Origin of the sequence: Microbacterium sp. KKR3/1 (assembly GCF_021272365.1) — a bacterium.
Lineage (GTDB): Bacteria > Actinomycetota > Actinomycetes > Actinomycetales > Microbacteriaceae > Microbacterium > Microbacterium aurugineum.
On record NZ_JAJSDW010000001.1, the window covers coordinates 866,023 to 886,159 of the forward strand.

A 20,137-nucleotide genomic window follows, 5' to 3' on the forward strand; every position below is an offset into this window, starting at 1 on the left:
GACGGAGACATGAAGGCCGCCGACTCCTCGGGGAGCCGGCGGCCTTCGAGCGTGTGATCGGGGTCAGCGTCCGCGGAAACGACGAGTCGCGTCCTGCACCTCTCCCACGAGCTCTTCGAGGATGTCCTCCAGGAACAGCACCGCGGTGGTGTTCCCCCGCGCGTCACGCACCTTCGCCAGGTGACGACCGGCGCGGCGCATGACCGCGAGGGCGTCCTCGAGATCCGTGTCCTCCTGGACGGGCACCATGTGGTGGATGCGCTTCGCCGGGACCGGCTCGATCATCTTGACCTCGGCATCGGGGCCTTCCGAGGCCCGGAGGATGTCCTTCAAGTGCACGTAGCCGATCGGCACGGACTCGTCGTCGACGATCACGTAGCGCGAGAACCCGTAGCGGGCGACCGCCTTCTCGATGTCGTCCGGCGTGGTCGACTGCGGAAGCGTGACCAGGTCGCTCAGGGGCACGGCCACGTCTCGCGCCTTCTTATCGGTGAACTCGACGGCGGCCGCGACCGTTCCCGCGGTGTCCATGAGCAGACCCTCGCGCCGCGACTGGCTGACGATGGTGGCAACCTCATCGAGGGTGAAGGTCGATGCCGCCTCGTTCTTCGGCTCCACGCGGAACAGCCGCAGCACGCCGTTGGCCGTCGCGTTGAGCACCCAGATCACGGGCATGAACACCTTCGACACCCACACGAGGGGCGGGGCGAGGATGAGCACGGCACGGTCCGGCACCGAGAACGCGAGGTTCTTCGGCACCATCTCGCCGAACACCACATGAAGGAACGACACGATCAGCAGCGCGATGGTGAACGACACCGCGTCGACAGCGCCGTCCGGCCAGCCGAGAGCATGCAGCGGCACGGCCAGCAGGTGGTGGATCGCGGGCTCGGAGACGTTCAGGATGAGCAGCGAACAGATCGTGATGCCGAGCTGCGAGGTCGCGAGCATCAGCGTCGCATGCTCCATCGCGTAGAGCGCCGTCTTGGCCGCGCGCGATCCCTGATCGGCGCGGGGCTCGATCTGCGACCGCCGCGCGGAGATCACGGCGAACTCGCCGCCGACGAAGAAGGCGTTCGCGACGAGAAGCACGACGAGCCAGGCGAGTCCTGCCCAATCGTTCATCGGGTGGCCCCCTCTCCCTCGCCGAGCAGACTCGGCACGTAGCGGACGCGATCGACGCGTCGGCCGTCCATGCGCACGACCCGGAGCGTGCCGCTGTCGAGCGGAACCTCGTCACCGACCGAGGGCACGCGCTCGAGCACGCTCATGACGTACCCGCCGACGGTGTCGTAGACGTCGCCCTCCGGAACCTCGACCCCGGCGCGACGACGCAGCTCATCGGGCCGCAACTCGCCGGGGAAGGTGATGCCCTCGCGGTTGCGGATCACTCCGGCCCGAGTGCGGTCGTGCTCATCGGCGACCTCGCCCACCAGCTCCTCGACGAGGTCCTCGAGCGTCACGAGCCCTGCCGTTCCGCCGTACTCGTCGACGACGACGGCCAGTTGGTAGCCGCGTGCGCGGAGCTCGGAGATCAGGGCGTCGACGTGGACCGTCTCCGGAACACGGAGGGGCTCGGTCGCCAGCGCGCCGACAGGCACCTCCGCACGGCGCTCGCGCGGCACGGAGATGGCAGCCTTCAGATGCACGACGCCCATGATGTCGTCGAGGTCGTCGTCGTAGACGGGGAACCGACTGTGCCCGGTGCGGCGGGCGAGCTGGATGACATCGTCGGTGGAGTCACCGGCGGCGATCGCGTGCATGCTCGGGCGGGCGGTCATCACATCGGCGGCGGTGAGTCGGGAGAACGTCAGAGTGCGGTCGAGGAGCGTGGCCGTGTCGGCCTCGAGCATGCCCGCGCTGGCGGAGCGCCGGACCAGCGAGGAGAGCTCCTCCGCACTCCGGGCGCCGGAGAGCTCCTCTTTCGGCTCGATCCCCATGCTGCGCAGCACGCCGTTGGCGCTGCCGTTGAGCACGACCACGGCCGGCTTGAAGACCGTGGTGAATGCGATCTGGAAAGGGACCACCAGCTTCGCGGTGGCGAGGGGAAGAGCGAGCGCGAAGTTCTTCGGCACCAGCTCACCGAGGATCATCGAGAGCACGGTGGCGATGAACATCGCCACGATGGTCGCGATGGGCGAGACGGCTGCTTCCGGAATGCGCCAGGCCAGAAGCGTCGGCCGGAGGAGGTTCGAGAGCGCCGGTTCCATCGTGTAACCGGTCAGCAGCGTCGTCAGCGTGATACCGAGCTGTGCCGCCGAAAGGTGGGTCGACGTGTGCTTGAGGGCACTGATCGTGAGCGAGAGCCGGGACTCCCCCCGAGCCTGACGTGCTTCGAGGTCGGCGCGGTCGAGATTGACCAGCGCGAACTCGCTCGCGACGAAGAGGCCGGTGCCGACCGTGAGCAGGAGCCCCACGCCCAACATGATGTAGTCCATCAGAGGTTCCTCTCCGAGGAGAGAGGCGGACAGTGGGGCGATGTTCTACAACTGGGAGGGTCGTCCATTATGGGGACGATTGTATCGAATGAGGACGCGCTCGCGCTCGCGCTCACCAACTGACCGGCAGCGCCTTGCCCTCTTCGTATCCCGCTGCCGACTGGAGGCCGACGAGCGCACGGTCGTGGAACTCGGGCACGGTCGACGCTCCCGCGTAGGTGAACGACGAACGTACGCCCGAGGTGATCATGTCCAGCAGGTCCTCCACGCCGGGCCGCAGGGGGTCGAGGTAGATCTTCGACGAGGAGATGCCCTCGGCGAAGAGTTCCTTGCGCGCACGCTCGTACGCGTCGAGCCGGCCGAACCGCGCCTGCACCGCCTTGGTCGACGCCATGCCCCAGGACTCCTTGAAGAGACGCCCGTCGCCCTCGTGCTGCAGCTCTCCCGGAGCCTCGATGGTTCCCGCGAACCAGGAGCCGACCATGACGGAGGCCGCACCGGCGGCAAGCGCCAGAGCGACGTCGCGGGGGTACCGCACCCCGCCGTCGGCCCAGACATGTGCGCCGAGCTCCCGCGCGGCCTGCGCGGTCTCGAGGACCGCCGAGAACTGCGGTCGACCGACCGCCGTCATCATTCGGGTCGTGCACATGGCCCCGGGCCCGACACCGACCTTGAGGATCGAGGCGCCCGCGTCGACCAGGTCGGCGACGCCGTCGGCGGTGACGATGTTCCCCGCCACGATCGGGAGCCCCAGGTCGAGATCGGCGACCGCGCGAAGCGCCCTCAGCATGCCTTCCTGGTGTCCGTGTGCCGTGTCGACGACGAGCACGTCGACGCCTGCTCCGGCGAGCGCCTTCGCCTTGGCGGCGACGTCGCCGTTGATGCCGACCGCCGCGGCCACCGCCAGTCGACCGTCAGCGTCGAGCGCCGGCCGGTAGAGCGTGGACCGCAAGGCGCTGCGTGCGCTCAGAGTGCCCACGAGGTGACCGTGGTGGATCACCGTCACCATCTCGACCCCGGCGTCGGTGATGACATCGAACGCGTGCCGCTCCGAACCGATGTCATCGGCATCGATCGACGGCGTACCCCGGTGGACGAGGTCGCCCAGTTGCGCATCCGGCAGCGCCGTGGCGAGTCGGACTGCGGGGAGGATGCCGACGATGCGCTCCACGTCGATCGGTGCGTCGCCGCGGGCCACGACGATCCCGTGTCCGCTGGTCGCCGGAAGCAGGCGGAGCGCGTCGGCGACGGACGCTTCCGGTGGCAGCACGATCGGGGTGTCCCAGAGGACCGGCTGCGCCTTCACCTCGCGAATCGCGGAGTCGAGATCCTGCAACGGCAGGTCCTGCGGAAGAACACCGAGAGCACCGCGTCGCGCGAGCACCGCCGCGATGCGCGGACCCGTCACGGAGTTCATGTTGGCGGCGACGATCGGCAGGGTCGCGGGGGTGCCGTCGAGGGGCGCCAGATCGACCTGGAGGCGGCTGCTCACCGCGGATCGGCGCGGCACGAGGAAGACGTCCGAATAGGTCAGATCGACGGCCGGCTGCGCTCCTGAGAATTCCATGTCTCCACGGTACCCAGATCCCCTCGCCACGGGCGCATGGCTTCGACGAATCCCCGAGCGAAACACGTTAGGCTTGTTGGTCGAGAGCGTGCGGGCCCGAACGCATCCTGCGACGACGTCCGCACCAGAGAGCTTCAGCGATGAAAGAGGGCGATCGAGCGTGTCGAACCAGGTGACCGGCGTCAACGGCGACGGGGGGTTCGGAGCCAATTCCTGGCTCGTTGAAGAGCTCTACGAGCAGTTCAAGGTGGACCGCGACTCCGTCGACAAGGAGTGGTGGCCGATCCTGGAGAAGTACCACTCCGACGCGGCGTCCTCAGCTCCTTCCACGGGCACGGCTGCTGCGCAGGCACATCCCGTCACCGCCCCGATCCCCGTGATCGGCTCGCAGCCGGTGGCACGTACCACGGCCAAGCCGGCTGCGACGGCGCCGATCCCCGCCCAGGCTCCCAAGCCCGCGCCGAAGCCCGAGGCGAAGGACACCACGGACGTCGTCGAAGAGGACAAGGTCACCCCTCTGCGCGGCCTGCCGAAGACGTTGGCCGCCAACATGGACGAGTCCCTGACCGTCCCGACCGCGACCAGCGTGCGCACCGTGCCGGCGAAGCTGATGATCGACAACCGCATCGTCATCAACAACCACATGTCACGCACCCGTGGCGGCAAGATCAGCTTCACCCACCTCATCGGCTGGGCTCTCATCCGCACGCTCGACGAGTTCCGCAGCCAGAACGTGTTCTACGCCGAGGTCGACGGCAAGCCCTCCGTCGTCGCCCCGGCCCACGTCAACCTCGGCATCGCGATCGACCTGCCCAAGCCCGACGGCACGCGCGCTCTCATGGTGCCCAGCATCAAGCGCGCCGACACCATGTCGTTCACCGAATACCTCTCGGCCTATGAAGACCTGGTCACGCGCGCCCGCGGGAACAAGCTGACCGCCGGCGACTTCCAGGGCACCACGGTCTCCCTCACCAACCCCGGCGGTATCGGCACCGTGCACTCCGTGCCTCGCCTGATGAAGGGCCAGGGCTGCATCATCGGAGCCGGTGCCCTCGAGTACCCGGCCGAGTTCCAGGGCGCCAGCGAGAAGACCCTCAACGAGCTGGCGATCGGCAAGACCATCACGCTCACCAGCACCTACGACCACCGCGTCATCCAGGGTGCGGGGTCCGGCGAGTTCCTCAAGAAGGTGCACGAGCTGCTCATCGGCCAGCGCGGCTTCTACGACGACATCTTCGCCGCGCTGCGTATCCCCTACGCCCCGATCCGCTGGAACCCCGACATCGCGGTGGACCTCGCCGAGCGCGTCGACAAGCAGTCCCGCGTGCAGGAGCTGATCAACTCGTTCCGCGTGCGCGGTCATCTGATGGCCGACATCGACCCGCTCGAATACGTGCAGCGCTCGCACCCCGACCTCGAGATCGAGAGCCACGGCCTCACGTTCTGGGACCTGGACCGCGAGTTCGTCACCGGTGGGTTCGGCGGTCGCCGCGTCGCCAAGCTCCGCGACATCCTCGGTGTGCTCCGCGACTCGTACTGCCGCACACTCGGCATCGAGTACATGCACATCCAGGATCCGGAGCAGCGCCGCTGGTTCCAGGAGAAGGTCGAGGTCAAGTACCAGAAGCCCGGCCATGACGAGCAGCTGCGGGTTCTCCGCAAGCTCAACGAGGCCGAAGCGTTCGAGACCTTCCTGCAGACGAAGTTCGTGGGTCAGAAGCGCTTCTCCCTCGAGGGCGGGGAGTCTCTGATCCCGCTCCTCGACGAGATCCTCCAGGGCGCAGCCACCGCCGGGCTCGAGGGCGCGGCCATCGGCATGGCCCACCGTGGCCGACTCAACGTGCTCACGAACATCGCCGGCAAGACGTACGGTCAGGTGTTCCGTGAGTTCGAAGGCACGCAGACCCCCGGCAACCAGCGCGGCTCCGGCGATGTGAAGTACCACCTCGGCACCGAGGGCACCTTCGTCGCCGATGACGAGTCCGAGCTTCCGGTCTACCTCGCCGCCAACCCGTCGCACCTCGAGACGGTCGACGGGGTGTTGGAGGGCATCGTCCGCGCCAAGCAGGACCGCAAGCCGATCGGCACCTTCGCGTGGCTGCCGATCCTCGTGCACGGCGACGCCGCCTTCGCGGGCCAGGGCGTCGTGGTCGAGACACTGCAGATGTCGCAGCTGCGCGGCTACCGCACGGGCGGCACGATCCACGTCGTCGTGAACAACCAGGTCGGCTTCACCACCACCCCGAACGACGGTCGCACCTCGATCTACTCGACCGATGTGGCCAAGACGATCCAGGCGCCGGTGTTCCATGTGAACGGTGATGACCCCGAGGCCGTCATCCACGTCGCCCAGCTCGCGTTCGAGTATCGCGAGCGTTTCCACCGCGACGTCGTGATCGACCTCGTCTGCTACCGCCGACGCGGCCACAACGAGGGTGACGACCCCTCGATGACGCAGCCGCTCATGACCGACCTCATCCAGGCCAAGCGCTCGGTGCGCCGCCTGTACACGGAGTCGCTCGTCGGTCGTGGCGACATCACGGAGCAGGAGTACGACGAGGCCAAGGCCGACTTCCAGAACCGTCTGGAGATCGCCTTCGCCGAGACGCACGCGGCCGAGACCGGCGCCCTGGACGTGACCCCGGACGCCCCGCCCGTCGATGACACGGTCGGTGCTCCGGACGTGACGGGTGTGCCGGCCGAGGTCATCCAGCTGATCGGTGACGCGTTCGTGAACAAGCCCGGCGGCTTCACGGTGCACCCGAAGATCCAGCAACTGCTGGAGAAGCGTCTCGACATGAGCCGCAACGGAGGCATCGACTGGGGCTTCGGAGAGCTGTTGGCCTTCGGCTCCCTGCTCGTCGAGGGCACTCCGGTGCGACTCGCGGGCCAGGATGCGCGTCGCGGCACCTTCGTGCAGCGGCATGCGACCCTGCACGACCGCGCGAACGGCCAGGAGTGGCTGCCGCTGTCGAACCTGTCAGACGCCCAGGGCCGCTTCTTCGTCTACGACTCGCTGCTGAGCGAGTACGCCGCGCTCGGGTTCGAGTACGGCTACTCGGTGGAGGCGCCGGAAGCCCTCGTCCTGTGGGAAGCACAGTTCGGCGACTTCGTGAACGGTGCTCAGTCGGTCATCGACGAGTACATCTCGGCAGCCGAGCAGAAGTGGGGCCAGCAGTCCAGCGTGACCCTGCTCCTCCCCCACGGCTACGAGGGCCAGGGGCCCGACCACTCCTCGGCGCGGATCGAGCGTTTCCTGCAGCTGTGCGCGCAGGAGAACATGATCGTCTCCCGTCCGTCGACGCCCGCGTCGTACTTCCACCTCCTGCGGCGCCAGGCGTACGCCCGTCCGCGCAAGCCGCTGATCGTCTTCACTCCGAAGGCGATGCTGCGCCTGCGGGGCGCGACGAGCCCGGTCGAGGCCTTCACCCAGGGTCGGTTCGAACCGGTCATCGACGACGACCGCGGTCTCGACCGCGCTGCCGTCAAGCGCGTGCTCGTGCACTCGGGCAAGGTGCACTGGGATCTGCGCGCCGAGCTCGAGAAGAACCCGAACCCCGAGGTCGCGCTCGTCCGGCTCGAGCAGCTGTACCCGACGCCGATCGACGAGCTCAAGGCGATCACCGACTCCTACCCCGGCGCCGAGCTCGTGTGGGTCCAGGAGGAGCCGGAGAACCAGGGTGCCTGGCCGTTCCTCGCGCTCGCCTTCGCGGACGTCCCGGGAGACCGGTCGTTCCGTCCCGTCTCGCGCCCCGCGTCCGCCTCGCCGGCGACGGGCTCGTCGAAGGTGCACGCGGCCGAGCAGGCCGAACTGATCCACGCGGCCGTCACACTCGACTGATCCGCAGACGAGGACGGGCGCCGCGACTTCGGTCGCGGCGCCCGTTCTCGTTTCCGTCCAGCTCCGGTCAGTACCAGATGTCGAGCGAGGGCGACGGGAACGCGACCAGCGCCTTGTCGAAGGCGTCGATCGCGGCACGATCCCCGGTGAGACGGCCGGCGCCGTGCAATGAGGACGCCCGAACCCCACCGGCGTAGAGCGACGACAGCGCCGAGACGTCGAGCTCGATATCGGCGGAGCCTCCGTGCGCCTCCTCGACGGTCGCGATGCCCGACTCGTCCACGCGCAGCCGCCAGTCGCCGGCGGTGAATCCCAACGGGTCCTCGACACGCAGGACCGTGTTGAGCGGTGCCGAATAGCCCCGCGCAGTGAGGGCGGCCGGGAGGTCGAGGATGCGCAACCAGCCGTGGTCGTGCACCTCCTGCTTCACGCCACGCGGATCGGCGACGAGCCACGGCAGCGGGTCATCCAGCGGACGGAGGTCGGCGACGACCTCGTCGACCAGATCGTGCTGCAGCACGAAGCGCCAGAGCGCGGTGCGTGCATCGGCCGTCTCGGCGACGAGCAGACGCACGTCCATCCGGAACCGGAAGGTACCGCTCGCCTCGCTCACCGTGTACGCCAGGACGCCGCGGAGCACTCCGTCTTCGTCGAGGTAGCGCACTCCCCTGGCCTGGTCCCGATCCGGTGTCGGCGCGACTCCCGAGTACCCTTCCCAGCGGCCCTGCCAGCCCGCGATCTGCCCGGGGACCTGGCGACGCGCACGCTCATGCACGGTCCCGAGGTCGGCGGCCAGCGTTTCGCGGTCGACGTATTCGAGGCGTCCGGGGGGCGTTGCACCGCCCCATCCCGCCCGCCGCGTGTTCACGGTCAGCCGTGAGACCGGGATCGCGGAGCCGAAGCCGTAGCGCCCGTAGATCGTCGCCTCGGAGACCGTGAGGCCCGCGACGGGAACGCCGGCCGAAGCCGCGGCTCGCAACTCACCCTCCAGCAGGGCCCGCGCGATACCGCGGCGCCGATGCGTCGCCGCGACGGTGACGGCGCTGATCGCCCACATGTCGATCTCGCCGCCGCCCGGGAGCGTGAGCGGCGTGATCCAGGCGTTCGTGGTCGCGATCGGAAGCGTCGCAGCCGTCGCGTCGGGCTCGAACACGCCGATGTTGCGCCGAGCCGCGAAGGTCTTGGTGACCTGGGCGATCATGTCGCCCGTCGGCTCGGCTCCTAGGAACCCGCGGTCCACCGCGCGTTGGAATGCCGCCGAACGGGTGTCGTCCGACAGATCGACGACCCGGTATTCGAGCCCGGAGGTCGCCAGGCGTTCAGTCGAAGTGGGGTCTGCGGTCACGTCCCGCGCATCGATGGAGCTCATCCATCCACACTACCGAGGCGGTCGGACGCGACGTCAGTGCTGCGCGGCCTGAGCCTCACGCAGACGCGCGAACACCTGATCGCGCAGCTGCTCCGGAGCCGTCTCCTTGCAGGCGCGGGCGATGACCTCGGTGAGGGTCGTCGCCACCAGCGCCTCGTCACGGCACGAGGGGCAGTTCTTCAGATGCTCGCGGATCTCGGTGTGCTCGGTCTTGCACACCTCGTTGCGGAGGTACTCTTCCAGATCCTGACGCGCTTTTTCGCAGCCGCAGTCGCTCATCCCTTGCTCCTCGTGTCAGCCGCGGCGATGCCCCGCTCGGCGGCGTAGTCTGCCAACAGCTCCCGCAGCATCCGCCTGCCACGGTGCAGGCGGCTCATCACGGTGCCGATGGGCGTCTTCATGATGTCCGCGATCTCCTGGTACGCGAATCCCTCGACGTCGGCGAGGTACACCGCGAGTCGGAAGTCCTCCGGGACGGCCTGCAGAGCGTCTTTGACGACCGAGGCCGGCATCCGGTCGATCGCCTCCGCCTCCGCCGAACGACTGTGCGAAGCGGTGGTCGACTCCGCACCGCCGAGCTGCCAGTCCTCGAGCTCGTCGATCGTGCCCTGGAACGGCTCGCGCTGCCGCTTGCGGTAGATGTTGATGTACGTGTTCGTGAGGATGCGGTACAGCCACGCCTTGAGATTCGTCCCCTGCGAGAACGTCGACCAGGAGCCGTACGCCTTCACGAACGTCTCCTGCACGAGGTCTGCGGCGTCCGCCGGATTGCGCGTCATGCGCATCGCGGCGGCATAGAGCTGATCCATGAAAGGGATCGCCTGCTCCTCGAACTCGCGCCGAGGGTCGCTGACGGTGTCTGCGGTTGCGGTGTCGTCCATCACCGGCCAGTCTAGGCCGCTGAGGTCGATCACCTCGCGCTCCAACGTCGCCGGCATTCTCTCTCCTTCACCTCGGGAGCCTCGTCTGTCGCGCCGAAGCTCCCTGCGTTTACTAAGGTGAGAACCGATGAGCGCCAACAGGTATTCCCCCATCCGCGTGCAGGGTGCCTTTCCTGCGCCCGCCACCGATGTGCCCGTGCATGCCGAGCTCACGATCCCCGGCTCGAAATCGCTGACGAACCGCGAGCTGATGATCGCCGCGATCGCAGACGGCCCCGGCCGGCTGATCGCGCCGCTGCACTCCGACGACTCCGCCCGTATGGTCGATGCGCTGCGCGCGCTCGGCGTCGGCATCGAGGAGGTGGAGGCCGGTCACGAGTTCGGTCCCGACCTGGTCGTCACCCCGGCGAAGCTCAGCGGCGGCACGACGATCGACTGCGGACAAGCCGGTACCGTGATGCGCTTCATCGCTCCGCTCGCGGGGCTCGCCGAGCACGACGTGCACCTCACCGCCCACGAGACAGCCCTGCACCGACCGATGGGCGGACTCATCAGCGCCCTCCGCGACCTGGGCGTCGACATCGACGATGAAGGCACCTGGTCCCTCCCGTTCACCATTCGCGGTCACGGACGCATCCGTGGCGGCCGCGTCGAGGTCGACGCCTCCGCATCGAGCCAGTTCGTCTCCGGTCTCCTGCTCGCCGCTCCCCGGTTCGATGTCGGGCTGCACCTCGTGCACACCGGCGAACACCTCCCGAGCCTGCCCCACATCGACATGACCATCGAGGCGCTGAGCCGTCGCGGCATCCGCATCGAGCGTCCCGCCGTCGGTGAGTGGCTCGTCGAGGCCGGCGTGCCGCGCGCCAAGGAGCTCGCGATCGAACCCGATCTCTCGAACGCGGCGCCGTTCCTCGCCGCGGCACTCGTCACCGGCGGTTCGGTGGCTGTCACCGGTTGGCCCGCGCACTCCACCCAGCCGGGCGCGATGCTGCCGGACATCCTGCAGGCTTTCGGTGCCCATGTCGGACGCCACGGCGGCACGCTCACGGTGCGAGCCGGCTCGAGCATCCGCGGCCTCGATCTCGACCTCTCGGCAGCGAGCGAACTCACCCCGACGCTCGTCGGTCTCGCCGCCTTCGCCGAGACCCCCACCACGATTCGCGGCATCGGCCACATCCGCCTCCACGAGACGGATCGGATCGCCGCGTTGATCGGCAACCTCCGCGCGCTCGGCGGGGAGGCCGAGGAACTCCCGGATGGGCTGCGGATCATCCCGCGCCCGCTGCACGGAGGAGAGTGGGCGGCGCACCACGACCACCGCATGGCCACGACCGGCGCACTCATCGGGCTGCGTGTCCCCGGCGTCGTGATCGACGACATCGGCACGACCGCCAAGACCCTCCCGGAGTTCACGATGCTCTGGGAGCGGATGCTGCGGGGCTGACGGTGAGCTGGCTCGACGACACCGACGACCTCGACGACGACTTCGAGGACTACGACGAGAGCACCATCCGCACCCGTCCCAACCCGAAGGCCAACCGCCCCAGGACCAAGCGTCGCCCTGCGCATGAGGATGCCGAAGTCGGCAGGGTGCTCGGCGTGGACCGCGGTCGCTACTCCGTGCTCGTCGGCGAAGACACCCCCGACGAACGCATGATCACCACGACCAGGGCACGGGAGCTGCGTCGCATGCCCATCGTCACCGGCGATCAGGCGCGCGTGGTCGGCGACACCTCCGGTGACGAGGGAACGCTCGCCCGCATCGTCGGCATCGTGGAGCGTACGTCCCTCCTCCGGCGCAGCGCCGACGACACGGACCAGGTGGAGCGGGTGATCGTCGCGAACGCCGACCAGATGCTCGTCGTCGTGGCGGCTGCCGACCCGGAGCCGCGTGCGCGTCTCGTCGACCGGTACCTGGTCGCGGCGCTCGATGCCGGGATCCGCCCCCTTCTCGTTGTGACGAAGACGGACATCGCGGACCCGACGGAGTTCCTCACCCATTTCGACGGCCTCGACCTGCGGGTGTTCACGAGCGCACAGGACGAGATGCCGGTGGACGAGATCGGCGCCGCCCTGGTCGGACACTCGACCGTCTTCGTCGGGCACTCCGGCGTCGGCAAGTCCACCCTCGTCAACGCGCTCGTCCCGACGGCAGGACGCGCCACGGGCCATGTGAACCAGGTCACCGGACGGGGGCGACACACCTCGTCGTCCACGGTGTCGCTCCGGTACCAGGGCGCCGAAGGGACCGGCTGGGTGATCGACACCCCCGGCGTCCGCTCCTTCGGTCTCGGTCACGTGGATCCGGCGAACATCCTCGCGGCCTTCACCGAACTCGCCGAGATCGCGGAGAACTGCCCGCGTGGCTGCACGCACCTGGCGGACGCTCCCGATTGCGCGCTCATCGAAGCCGCCGATCGGGGCGAGCTGGGCGAGACCGGGCGCGCGCGCCTCGACTCGCTCCAACGACTGCTGCAGACCTTCGCCGACAAGGCGGAGCAGGCCCCCGGCCGGTAGGCTGGAGGCGTGACCCAGCGCCTGGAACCCGGTACCGCAGCCCCCGACTTCTCTCTCCTCGACCAGGACGGGAACCTCGTCCGTCTGGCAGACCTGCGCGGCGAGAAGACCGTGCTGTACTTCTATCCGGCGGCGATGACGCCCGGATGCACCACCCAAGCCTGCGACTTCCGCGACAGCATCTCCTCGCTCCAGGGCGCTGGCTACCGCGTCATCGGCATCTCCCGCGACGAGCCGGCGACCTTGGCGAAGTTCCGCGAGCGGGACGCCCTCACGTTCCCCCTCCTCAGCGACCCCGACCACTCGGTCCATGTCGCCTACGGCGCCTGGGGCGAGAAGATGAACTACGGCAAGGTCGTCGAAGGAGTCATCCGCTCCACGTTCGTCCTCGATGAGGACGGGAAGATCGACATCGCCCTCTACAACGTCAAGGCCACCGGCCACGTGGCGCGGCTGCGCAAGCAACTCGGCATCGACGCCTGACCCGGTTGGCGGCGGCGCGGCCGCGGCGTCGACACGGGCACCGCACGGAGCTCACTCCGGCGCGCGCTGCGCGCCTTCTCGTCGTGCGCTCGTGATGAGCAGGGCGAACCCGAGCAGAGCCGGAAGTCCGACGCCGAGGGTGAACGTCCAGGAGACCGGTTGAACCGTCAGGGACGCGAGGGCGAGCGCGACGGCCAGCACCTGGAGCACCACCCCTCCGGAACGCGCCCACGACTTGCCGGCGCGCGTTCCGAACGCGAATGCCGCGAGAGCGGCCGCACCGATCAGCGTGAGAACGATGAGCGCGATGGCGGTCGGCAGCGACGACGCGTCGCCCGCTCCGAGACCCGCGAGTTCGATGATCGCGAACACCAGGAGCGCCACCGCTTCGAGGGCAAGGACCCCTGCGGCCGCGAGGGCGAGTCCGGGTGCGCGCACAGTGTCTCCCAAGGATCGAAAGAGGAGAAAACCCTTGATTTCAGGGTATTCATGTAACAGAATAGAGAAAGTCATGTGCTCCCACAGCGGCGTGGGGCGGGCGTTCACGCCCGCATCACAATTCGCGGCATTCCGTCCGCATCTCAACAGGGTAGCCGAACCCGAACAGCTACCCGAATCCGAGAAATCGCACCGCGACATCTCTTGAAATCCACACCGAGGAGCCCCCATGGACTGGCGCGATAAGGCCGCCTGCCTGACTGTCGACCCCGAGCTTTTCTTCCCCGTGGGGAACACCGGCCCGGCCGTCGACCAGATCGAGAAGGCGAAGACCGTCTGCGCCACCTGCACGGTCACCGAGATCTGCCTGCAGTACGCCCTCGAGACCAGTCAGGACTCGGGCGTCTGGGGCGGCCTCTCCGAAGACGAGCGCCGTGCGCTGAAGCGCCGCGCTGCTCGCGCCCGCCGCGCCTCCTGAACTTCCGAAAGCGGCCCGAGATCGACTCTCGGGCCGCTTTCGCGTGTGCCGGGAGCGCCGGCCCTCAGCGGTCGAGCCAGCGGAGCGGGATGTCGATGACCACCTCGGTGCCCTCGCCGTCGCTCCCCCGCCACTCGATCGTGCCGCCGAGCTCGCCCTGGATGAGTGTGCGGATGATCTGCGTCCCGAGCCCCTGACCGATCCGGCCTTCCGGCAGGCCCAGACCGGTATCGCGAACCGTCACGCGGAGGTTCTCCTCCGTGCGCTTGGCGTCGATGGTCACGATGCCCTCTTGGCCTGCCAGACCGTGCTCGACCGCGTTGGTCACGACCTCGGTGAGCGCGAGAGCGAGCGGTGTCGCATACTCGCTCGGAAGCACACCGAAGCGACCGGTCGATTGCGTGCGCGCGCGGGTGCTCGGCGCCGATGCCACCTCCGCCACGAGCTTGAGCACGCGGTGGAAGACCTCGTCGAAATCGACCTTCTGCGTGAGTCCCTGCGCGAGCGTGTCATGCACCACCGCGATGGCGTCGACACGGCGCATGGCCTGTGTGAGCGCGTCTCTGGCCTCATCGGAGTGCGTGCGGCGGGCTTGGATCCGCAGCAGCGAGGCCACCGTCTGCAGATTGTTCTTCACCCGGTGGTGGATCTCGCGGATCGTCGCATCCTTGGTGATGAGCTCCTGCTCCTGGTGACGGAGTTCCGACACATCGCGGCACAGCACGATCGCCCCGATGCGGGTGCCGTGGTCCTTCAGCGGGATCGCACGCAAGGACACCGTGACACCCCGCGCCTCGATGTCGGTCCGCCAGGGGGCGCGCCCTGTGACGACGACCGGGAGTGACTCGTCGACCTGCCGCGAAGGCGGCACCAAACGCGTGGTGACTTCGGCGAGGGACTCCCCCTCGAGTTCGTCGTCGAAGCCCATCCTGTTGAAGGCGGACAGAGCGTTCGGACTCGCGAACGTGCTGATCCCGTCCACGTCGATGCGGATCAGGCCGTCCGACGCGCGAGGGGCACCTCGGCGCGGCGAGGTCGGTGCTGCGAGATCGGGGAAGCTCCCGTCCGCGATCATCCGGAACAGGTCATTCGCGCACTCGTCGAAGGTGATCTGCTGGCGAGACGGTGTCCGTAGCTCACCCAGGTTGGTGTGTCTGGTGACCACGCCGATCGCTGTGGGGGCTGTGCCTGTATCCCGGCGTTCGGGCACGATCGGCACGGCTCGGACCCGCGTCGGCGTCTCCTCGAACCAGTCCGGCGATGAGGAATCCACGATCTCGGCCGACTCGAAAGCGCCCTGCACCTGCGTACGCCACTGAGGCCGCACCCGCTCCCCGACGATGTCACGATAGAAGAGCGTGGCCGCACCACTCGGGCGTGCGTGCGCGACCGCGATGAAGGAGCCGTCCTCGGTCTGGATCCAGATGACGATGTCGGCGGACGCGAGATCGGCGAGGAGCTGTCCGTCTCCGGCGAGACGATGGAGCCACTCCACGTCGCTGTCGGTCAGGAGGCCCTGGGCATGGGCGAGATCGCTGAGGGTTGACACCCTTCCAGCCTACGGTCAGATCGGTCAGAGAATCGCCAGGGAGGTCGCGCGCCAGCGTCGATCGATCCCATCCAGTCTCACCGCGACCGCCCGCGTGCGCCCCGGTCCGGCGACCACGACGACCGCTTCGATGACCCCGTCGATCGGAGCCGTCACCCGCAGGGACCGGATCTCGAACGTCGGGCGAGCGGGAGCGACCCCGCGCGCGCTGCGCGCCCTCGCCGACAGGTTCGCCCGGGTGACCAGGCTGCGGAACGCGTCTTCGCTGAACCACCGCGCGAGCTGATCGACCTCACGGACGCCGGCGAGCACTTCGAGCACACCGTGGGTGAGACTGCGCAGGAGCGGTGCGGGATCGGGCAGTTCGCTGGTCGGTGTCGGCTGCGGAGCGAAGTACTCGTGAGGCGTCATGTCGATCTCTCGGTCGGGAAGGTCTGCGAGGTCGTCAGTACAGCACCGACCGTCGGGCTCCCGAACGCTGATCGAGGAAGTATGTGGATAACTCGTACGTCCGAAATCGGCGTCGCCTACGCTCGGTCGGGTGCACTGGGACCGACTGTTCGAAGACCTCGAGGGCCAACTGGCGTCCGAGTGGGAGGCCGAACGCGCCGTGCTCGATGCGGAGTCGGAGAGGCTGCGCATCGCCCGGTTGGATCTGCGTGCGCGGCTGCGGGTTCTCTGCGGCTCCGACACGGACGCCCTGATCGACCTCGTGAACGGTCAACGCCTTCCGGTGACGGTGCGCACTCTCGGGGCCGACTGGCTGGCCGTCGAATCACGTGGCACCGGGGATGCCGTCCGTGCCACGACCGCCGCTCTGCTCGTCCCGCTGCACGCGATCGCCGGCATCAGCACGGACCACGGCATGATCCTGGCGAGCCTGGAGGAGGCTCCTGTCACCGAGCACGCGCTCCGGGAGAGGATGACACTGGGCTTCGTGCTGCGTGATCTCGCGCGGCGCCGCGTCCCCGTACACCTCACCACCCGGGTGGGTGAGGTGCACGGCACGATCGATCGCGCGGCCGCGGATCACCTGGATCTGGCGGTGCACGACCCGGGGCAGGCGCGCCTCGCCGGTGCGGTGCAGGGCTTCCGCATCGTCCCGTTCTCCGCACTGGTTGCGGTGCGGACCGCGGGAGATCAGTTGCCGTGAGCCGACGAGATGCCCCAGACCTCGGGGAAGCTCGCCACCTGTGATTGCCTCCACAGCGCCATACGGCGAGACGTCTCCGATTCCTCGGCCAGATAGCCTTCCAGGCTCGACTCCTCCACGCGCCAGCGCGGCGGCGATCCGAGCTGCGCTCCTCGCAGTCTGCCCTCGTGCACGAGCTCGATCACCTCGCCCACTCCGATGCTCAGCAGCTCGGCGACCTGCGCGGGGGCGAGGAATCGCGGCGCGCGCGAGGACGGGGCTGACATGTCCCCATTCTCCCTGACACGTTCCCCCGGATCGGGTCGGACGGAACCCTGTGGATAACCGAGGAGGTCCCGTTTCGATCTCTGTGACGATAGCGCCATGCCTTTCCTCTCCCGACCTCGGCGCGCGTTCTGGGGCGACCTGCGGTTCCTCATCGGGATCGCTCTCGTCGCGCTCTCGATCACCGCCGTGTGGCTCATCATCGATGCGGCAGACGACGCGGAACCGGTACTCCGAGCCGACCACACCATCGTCGAGGGCGAGCCCCTCACCGCGGACGACTTCCAGGTCGTCGAGGTGGGACTCGGGTTGCTGAGCGACGACTACCTCGGGCCCGAAGACCTGCGATCGGGGCAGATCGCGGCACGGACGATCGAGAAGGGCGAGATCGTGCCGTTGTCGTCTCTCACCGACGCGGACCGGAGCCGGAAGACCACGATCGTGATCGAGAGCAACACCGGCATCCCGGAGGAGGTGGAGCCCGGCACCGTCGTCGAGGTCTGGCACGCTCCGCCGATCGATGACGGGCGCTCGCACGAGGCGCCCCGTATCCTCGTCGCCGACGTGATCGTGCGCGATGTGATCGAGCCGGACGGGGTCCTGGCTTCGGCGGGCACCCGGCTCGAGCTCGTGATCGACCGATCCGACGCGGCGGAGGTCCTCGCCGCGGTCACCGGCGGGTCCGCCCTTTCGGTGCTGCCTGTCGGAGGCGCCTCATGACCGCGGTGGTCTTGGCAATCGCGGAGCCACGCGCGAGCGCACTGGCCGCCGAACTGGAATTGGAGGGGATCCGCGTGCTCGCGGTCCTGACGGCCGGCACTCCGGTCGTCGATCTGCCTCCCGGCACCGAAGCGCTCATCGTTCCGGCGACCCGGGCCGTGCTGACCACCGAGCTGATCTCGACGTGTGATCGTGCGGGAGTGCGCGTCCTCGCCCTCGGCGGAGCGGACAGCCGCCTGCGCGGACGACTCGGGTTGTCTGCACCACTGCCCACCGAAGCCACCGGCTGGGAGGTCGCCGCGGCGCTGGGCACCGAGACCGTCGACGCGCCACTGCCTCAGGACCCCGAGCCCCACCGCGTCATCGCCGTCTGGGGACCGCACGGCGCCCCTGGACGCTCGACTGTCGCGATCCAACTCGCGGTCGAACTCGCCCGGGCCGGCCGCCGCACGGCTCTGGTCGACGCCGACACCGTCGCGCCGTCGATCGCCTTGCTGCTCGGGCTCAGCGACGATGCTCCCGGAATCGCCGCTGCCTGTCGTCGAGCCGAACGAGGTGCCCTCGACGACGACGAACTGTCCCGCTTGTCCACCCGAATCCTGAGCGGAGGTCAGGACGTCGAGGTTCTGGCGGGGATCAATCGCCCGAGCCGCTGGCCGGAACTGGCATCAGCCCGTCTCCGCACCACGCTGCAGGCCTGTCGGGGGTGGAGCGAGGAGACGGTCGTGGATGTGGCCGCAGCCTTCGACGCGGACGACGAGGTCACGTACGACCTCGCCGGGCCCCGTCGACACGCGGCGACCTCGGCGACGCTGATCGAGGCGGACCTGATCGTGGCCGTCGCGGCGGCGGATCCTCTCAGCATCAGCCGGTTCCTGCGTGACCACGCCGAACTGCGCCGCCTCACGGCCCCGACGCCCCTCGCCGTGGTCGTCAATCAGGTCAGGCAGGGTCCGCTCGGCATCGATGCGCGCAGGCAGGTCCGGCGCACCCTCGAGCGATTCGCGGGCATCACCGAGGTCACGTTCCTGCCCTTCGATCAGCGCGCTGCCGATGCCGCACTGCTGCACGCCCGGCCGATGACCGACGTCACGCCCCGTTCACAGCTCGTCGCCGGTGTGAGGAGGCTGGCCGCGACCCTGTCTCCCACACGTCCGGAGCTTCCTACTGGCGGTAGCTCGAGAGGAAGTTCCCCAGTCGTTCGACGGCTTCGCTCAGTACTCGCGGCTCGGGCAGCGTCACCAGTCGCAGGTGGTCCGGGGTCGGCCAGTTGAAGCCGGTGCCCTGCACCAGGAGGATGTGCTCGGAGACGAGGAGGTCGTAGACCAGGCGGGCGTCGTCCCTGATCTCGTGCACGTTCGGATCGAGACGCGGGAATGCGTAGAGCGCGCCCTGCGGCTTGACGCAGGACACCCCGGGAATCGACTCCAGCCCTTCCCAGGCGATGTCTCGCTGCTCGCGCAGACGCCCGGTGGGAGCGATCAGCGCCTCGATGGACTGCACGCCCGACAGAGCCGCCTGGACGGCGTGCTGCGCAGGGACGTTCGGGCACAACCGCGTCGACGCCAGCAGCGTGATCCCCTCCAGGAAGCCCTTGGCGTGCCCCTGCGGGCCGGTGATGACCATCCACCCCGAGCGGTATCCCGCGACCCGATAGGTCTTGGATAAACCGTTGAACGTGAGGCAGAGCAGGTCGGGAGCGAGTGTCGCGGTCGGAATGTGGACCGCGTCGTCGAACAGGATCCGGTCGTAGATCTCGTCGGACAGGAGCAGCAGCTGGTGCTCCCGCGCGATCTGCACGAGACCTTCCAGGATTTCACGCGAATAGACGACACCCGTCGGGTTGTTCGGGTTGATGATGACCAGAGCCTTGGTGCGAGGCGTGATCTTCGAGCGGATGTCCTCGAGATCCGGCTGCCACTCGTCGTCCTCGTCGCAGAGGTAATGCACGGGCGTGCCTCCCGCGAGACTGGTCATCGCGGTCCACAGCGGATAGTCGGGGGCGGGGATCAGAACCTCGTCGCCCTCGTCGAGCAGAGCCTGCATCGTCATCGTGATGAGTTCGGACACGCCGTTGCCGAGGTAGACGTCATCGGGGTCGAACCGGGGGAAGCCCTCGATCTGCTCGTACCGGCTCACGACCGCGCGACGGGCGGAGATGATGCCCTTGCTGTCGCTGTAACCGTGCGCCGTGGGCATCGCGGCGAGCATGTCGTGCACGATCTGGTGCGGTGCATCGAAGCCGAAGATGGCTGGATTGCCGGTGTTCAGCTTGAGGATCTTGTGACCCTCCGCTTCCAAGCGCGCCGCCTCGACGAGGGCGTTTCCGCGAATCTCGTACAGGACGTTCTTGAGCTTCGACGACTGGTCGAAGTTGCGCGTTGGGGTCATCGACCAAGCCTACAGCGACGAAAGGAGGGCCAATCCACCCGGACTGGC

General features: G+C 68.5%; 19 protein-coding genes. 8 read left to right on the forward strand and 11 right to left on the reverse strand.

The window, feature by feature from the left end:
- Window positions 1–63 precede the first annotated feature (63 nt).
- The 3 genes from LVJ59_RS04245 to LVJ59_RS04255 all read right to left on the reverse strand — a co-directional run bounded on the left by LVJ59_RS04245 (window position 64) and on the right by LVJ59_RS04255 (window position 4,005).
- A complete protein-coding gene (locus tag LVJ59_RS04245; RefSeq protein ID WP_232762117.1) occupies window positions 64–1,125 on the reverse strand; it encodes a hemolysin family protein in 1,062 nt (353 codons plus the stop codon).
- A complete protein-coding gene (locus LVJ59_RS04250; protein ID WP_232762118.1) occupies window positions 1,122–2,438 on the reverse strand; it encodes a hemolysin family protein in 1,317 nt (438 codons plus the stop codon). The genes LVJ59_RS04245 and LVJ59_RS04250 overlap by 4 nt, the downstream gene beginning before the upstream one ends.
- A gap of 112 nt (window positions 2,439–2,550) precedes the next feature.
- Window positions 2,551–4,005: a GuaB1 family IMP dehydrogenase-related protein gene (locus LVJ59_RS04255; protein ID WP_134353482.1), complete on the reverse strand. Its 1,455-nt coding sequence runs from the start codon at window positions 4,003–4,005 to the stop codon at window positions 2,551–2,553.
- A 160-nt stretch (window positions 4,006–4,165) separates the two neighbouring features.
- Here LVJ59_RS04255 and LVJ59_RS04260 point away from each other — a divergent pair, with 160 nt between their 5' ends.
- On the forward strand, window positions 4,166–7,846 hold the full coding sequence (locus LVJ59_RS04260) for a multifunctional oxoglutarate decarboxylase/oxoglutarate dehydrogenase thiamine pyrophosphate-binding subunit/dihydrolipoyllysine-residue succinyltransferase subunit (protein WP_232762119.1): 3,681 nt from the start codon (window positions 4,166–4,168) through the stop codon (window positions 7,844–7,846).
- 67 nt (window positions 7,847–7,913) lie between these two features.
- Here LVJ59_RS04260 and LVJ59_RS04265 read toward each other — a convergent pair whose 3' ends face one another.
- Genes LVJ59_RS04265 through LVJ59_RS04275 form a run of 3 tightly spaced genes read right to left on the reverse strand, consistent with a single transcriptional unit; the run spans window position 7,914 to window position 10,153 of the window.
- Window positions 7,914–9,215, reverse strand: coding sequence for a GNAT family N-acetyltransferase (locus LVJ59_RS04265; protein WP_232762120.1), 1,302 nt, complete (start codon window positions 9,213–9,215; stop codon window positions 7,914–7,916).
- 33 nt (window positions 9,216–9,248) lie between these two features.
- Complete coding sequence (locus LVJ59_RS04270) at window positions 9,249–9,494, reverse strand: zf-HC2 domain-containing protein (protein ID WP_232762121.1); 246 nt, start codon at window positions 9,492–9,494, stop codon at window positions 9,249–9,251.
- Window positions 9,491–10,153, reverse strand: a complete 663-nt coding sequence (locus tag LVJ59_RS04275) for a sigma-70 family RNA polymerase sigma factor (protein ID WP_047524398.1) — start codon at window positions 10,151–10,153, stop codon at window positions 9,491–9,493. The genes LVJ59_RS04270 and LVJ59_RS04275 overlap by 4 nt, the downstream gene beginning before the upstream one ends.
- 70 nt (window positions 10,154–10,223) lie before the next feature.
- Between LVJ59_RS04275 and aroA the strand changes: the two genes are divergently transcribed.
- From aroA to bcp, 3 genes are read left to right on the forward strand one after another with little or no spacing between them, the layout of a single operon-like run.
- Window positions 10,224–11,540 carry a 3-phosphoshikimate 1-carboxyvinyltransferase gene (aroA, locus tag LVJ59_RS04280; RefSeq protein ID WP_232762122.1) on the forward strand — a complete coding sequence of 439 codons (1,317 nt, stop codon included), beginning with the start codon at window positions 10,224–10,226 and terminating at the stop codon, window positions 11,538–11,540.
- A gap of 2 nt (window positions 11,541–11,542) precedes the next feature.
- On the forward strand, window positions 11,543–12,613 hold the full coding sequence (gene rsgA, locus LVJ59_RS04285) for a ribosome small subunit-dependent GTPase A (RefSeq protein ID WP_134353478.1): 1,071 nt from the start codon (window positions 11,543–11,545) through the stop codon (window positions 12,611–12,613).
- Between the two features lie 9 nt (window positions 12,614–12,622).
- Window positions 12,623–13,096, forward strand: a complete 474-nt coding sequence (gene bcp / locus LVJ59_RS04290; protein ID WP_047524401.1) for a thioredoxin-dependent thiol peroxidase — start codon at window positions 12,623–12,625, stop codon at window positions 13,094–13,096.
- A 51-nt stretch (window positions 13,097–13,147) separates the two neighbouring features.
- Here bcp and LVJ59_RS04295 read toward each other — a convergent pair whose 3' ends face one another.
- On the reverse strand, window positions 13,148–13,534 hold the full coding sequence (locus LVJ59_RS04295; protein ID WP_232762123.1) for a hypothetical protein: 387 nt from the start codon (window positions 13,532–13,534) through the stop codon (window positions 13,148–13,150).
- A 229-nt stretch (window positions 13,535–13,763) separates the two neighbouring features.
- Here LVJ59_RS04295 and LVJ59_RS04300 point away from each other — a divergent pair, with 229 nt between their 5' ends.
- Window positions 13,764–14,012, forward strand: coding sequence for a WhiB family transcriptional regulator (locus LVJ59_RS04300; RefSeq protein WP_017203224.1), 249 nt, complete (start codon window positions 13,764–13,766; stop codon window positions 14,010–14,012).
- Between the two features lie 64 nt (window positions 14,013–14,076).
- On the opposite strand, the gene LVJ59_RS04305 is transcribed toward LVJ59_RS04300, so the two are convergent.
- Both LVJ59_RS04305 and LVJ59_RS18155 read right to left on the reverse strand, forming a co-directional pair.
- Window positions 14,077–15,561, reverse strand: a complete 1,485-nt coding sequence (locus tag LVJ59_RS04305; protein ID WP_047524403.1) for a sensor histidine kinase — start codon at window positions 15,559–15,561, stop codon at window positions 14,077–14,079.
- Between the two features lie 24 nt (window positions 15,562–15,585).
- Window positions 15,586–15,972, reverse strand: a complete 387-nt coding sequence (locus LVJ59_RS18155) for an Rv3235 family protein (protein ID WP_232762124.1) — start codon at window positions 15,970–15,972, stop codon at window positions 15,586–15,588.
- Window positions 15,973–16,102: 130 nt separating this feature from the next.
- Here LVJ59_RS18155 and LVJ59_RS04315 point away from each other — a divergent pair, with 130 nt between their 5' ends.
- A complete protein-coding gene (locus LVJ59_RS04315) occupies window positions 16,103–16,714 on the forward strand; it encodes a hypothetical protein (RefSeq protein WP_232762125.1) in 612 nt (203 codons plus the stop codon).
- Here LVJ59_RS04315 and LVJ59_RS04320 read toward each other — a convergent pair.
- Complete coding sequence (locus tag LVJ59_RS04320) at window positions 16,702–16,980, reverse strand: helix-turn-helix domain-containing protein (protein WP_047524406.1); 279 nt, start codon at window positions 16,978–16,980, stop codon at window positions 16,702–16,704. The genes LVJ59_RS04315 and LVJ59_RS04320 overlap by 13 nt on opposite strands.
- 97 nt (window positions 16,981–17,077) lie before the next feature.
- Between LVJ59_RS04320 and LVJ59_RS04325 the strand changes: the two genes are divergently transcribed.
- Both LVJ59_RS04325 and LVJ59_RS04330 read left to right on the forward strand, forming a co-directional pair.
- Complete coding sequence (locus LVJ59_RS04325) at window positions 17,078–17,698, forward strand: SAF domain-containing protein (protein ID WP_232762126.1); 621 nt, start codon at window positions 17,078–17,080, stop codon at window positions 17,696–17,698.
- Window positions 17,695–18,972 carry a P-loop NTPase gene (locus tag LVJ59_RS04330; protein WP_232762127.1) on the forward strand — a complete coding sequence of 426 codons (1,278 nt, stop codon included), beginning with the start codon at window positions 17,695–17,697 and terminating at the stop codon, window positions 18,970–18,972. The genes LVJ59_RS04325 and LVJ59_RS04330 overlap by 4 nt, the downstream gene beginning before the upstream one ends.
- Here LVJ59_RS04330 and LVJ59_RS04335 read toward each other — a convergent pair.
- Window positions 18,863–20,089, reverse strand: coding sequence for a pyridoxal phosphate-dependent aminotransferase (locus LVJ59_RS04335; RefSeq protein ID WP_047524408.1), 1,227 nt, complete (start codon window positions 20,087–20,089; stop codon window positions 18,863–18,865). The two genes, LVJ59_RS04330 and LVJ59_RS04335, sit on opposite strands and share 110 nt — an antisense overlap.
- Window positions 20,090–20,137: the final 48 nt, after the last annotated feature.

Bases quoted from the DNA above. Each gene is read 5' to 3' on its own strand.
- LVJ59_RS04245 (WP_232762117.1), bottom strand. From the start codon at position 1,125: ATGAACGATTGGGCAGGACTCGCCTGGCTCGTCGTGCTTCTCGTCGCG.
- LVJ59_RS04250 (WP_232762118.1), bottom strand. From the start codon at position 2,438: ATGGACTACATCATGTTGGGCGTGGGGCTCCTGCTCACGGTCGGCACC.
- LVJ59_RS04255 (WP_134353482.1), bottom strand. From the start codon at position 4,005: ATGGAATTCTCAGGAGCGCAGCCGGCCGTCGATCTGACCTATTCGGAC.
- LVJ59_RS04265 (WP_232762120.1), bottom strand. From the start codon at position 9,215: ATGAGCTCCATCGATGCGCGGGACGTGACCGCAGACCCCACTTCGACT.
- LVJ59_RS04270 (WP_232762121.1), bottom strand. From the start codon at position 9,494: ATGAGCGACTGCGGCTGCGAAAAAGCGCGTCAGGATCTGGAAGAGTAC.
- LVJ59_RS04275 (WP_047524398.1), bottom strand. From the start codon at position 10,153: ATGCCGGCGACGTTGGAGCGCGAGGTGATCGACCTCAGCGGCCTAGAC.
- aroA (WP_232762122.1), top strand. From the start codon at position 10,224: ATGAGCGCCAACAGGTATTCCCCCATCCGCGTGCAGGGTGCCTTTCCT.
- LVJ59_RS04300 (WP_017203224.1), top strand. From the start codon at position 13,764: ATGGACTGGCGCGATAAGGCCGCCTGCCTGACTGTCGACCCCGAGCTT.
- LVJ59_RS18155 (WP_232762124.1), bottom strand. From the start codon at position 15,972: ATGACGCCTCACGAGTACTTCGCTCCGCAGCCGACACCGACCAGCGAA.
- LVJ59_RS04320 (WP_047524406.1), bottom strand. From the start codon at position 16,980: ATGTCAGCCCCGTCCTCGCGCGCGCCGCGATTCCTCGCCCCCGCGCAG.
- LVJ59_RS04325 (WP_232762126.1), top strand. From the start codon at position 17,078: ATGCCTTTCCTCTCCCGACCTCGGCGCGCGTTCTGGGGCGACCTGCGG.
- LVJ59_RS04330 (WP_232762127.1), top strand. From the start codon at position 17,695: ATGACCGCGGTGGTCTTGGCAATCGCGGAGCCACGCGCGAGCGCACTG.
- LVJ59_RS04335 (WP_047524408.1), bottom strand. From the start codon at position 20,089: ATGACCCCAACGCGCAACTTCGACCAGTCGTCGAAGCTCAAGAACGTC.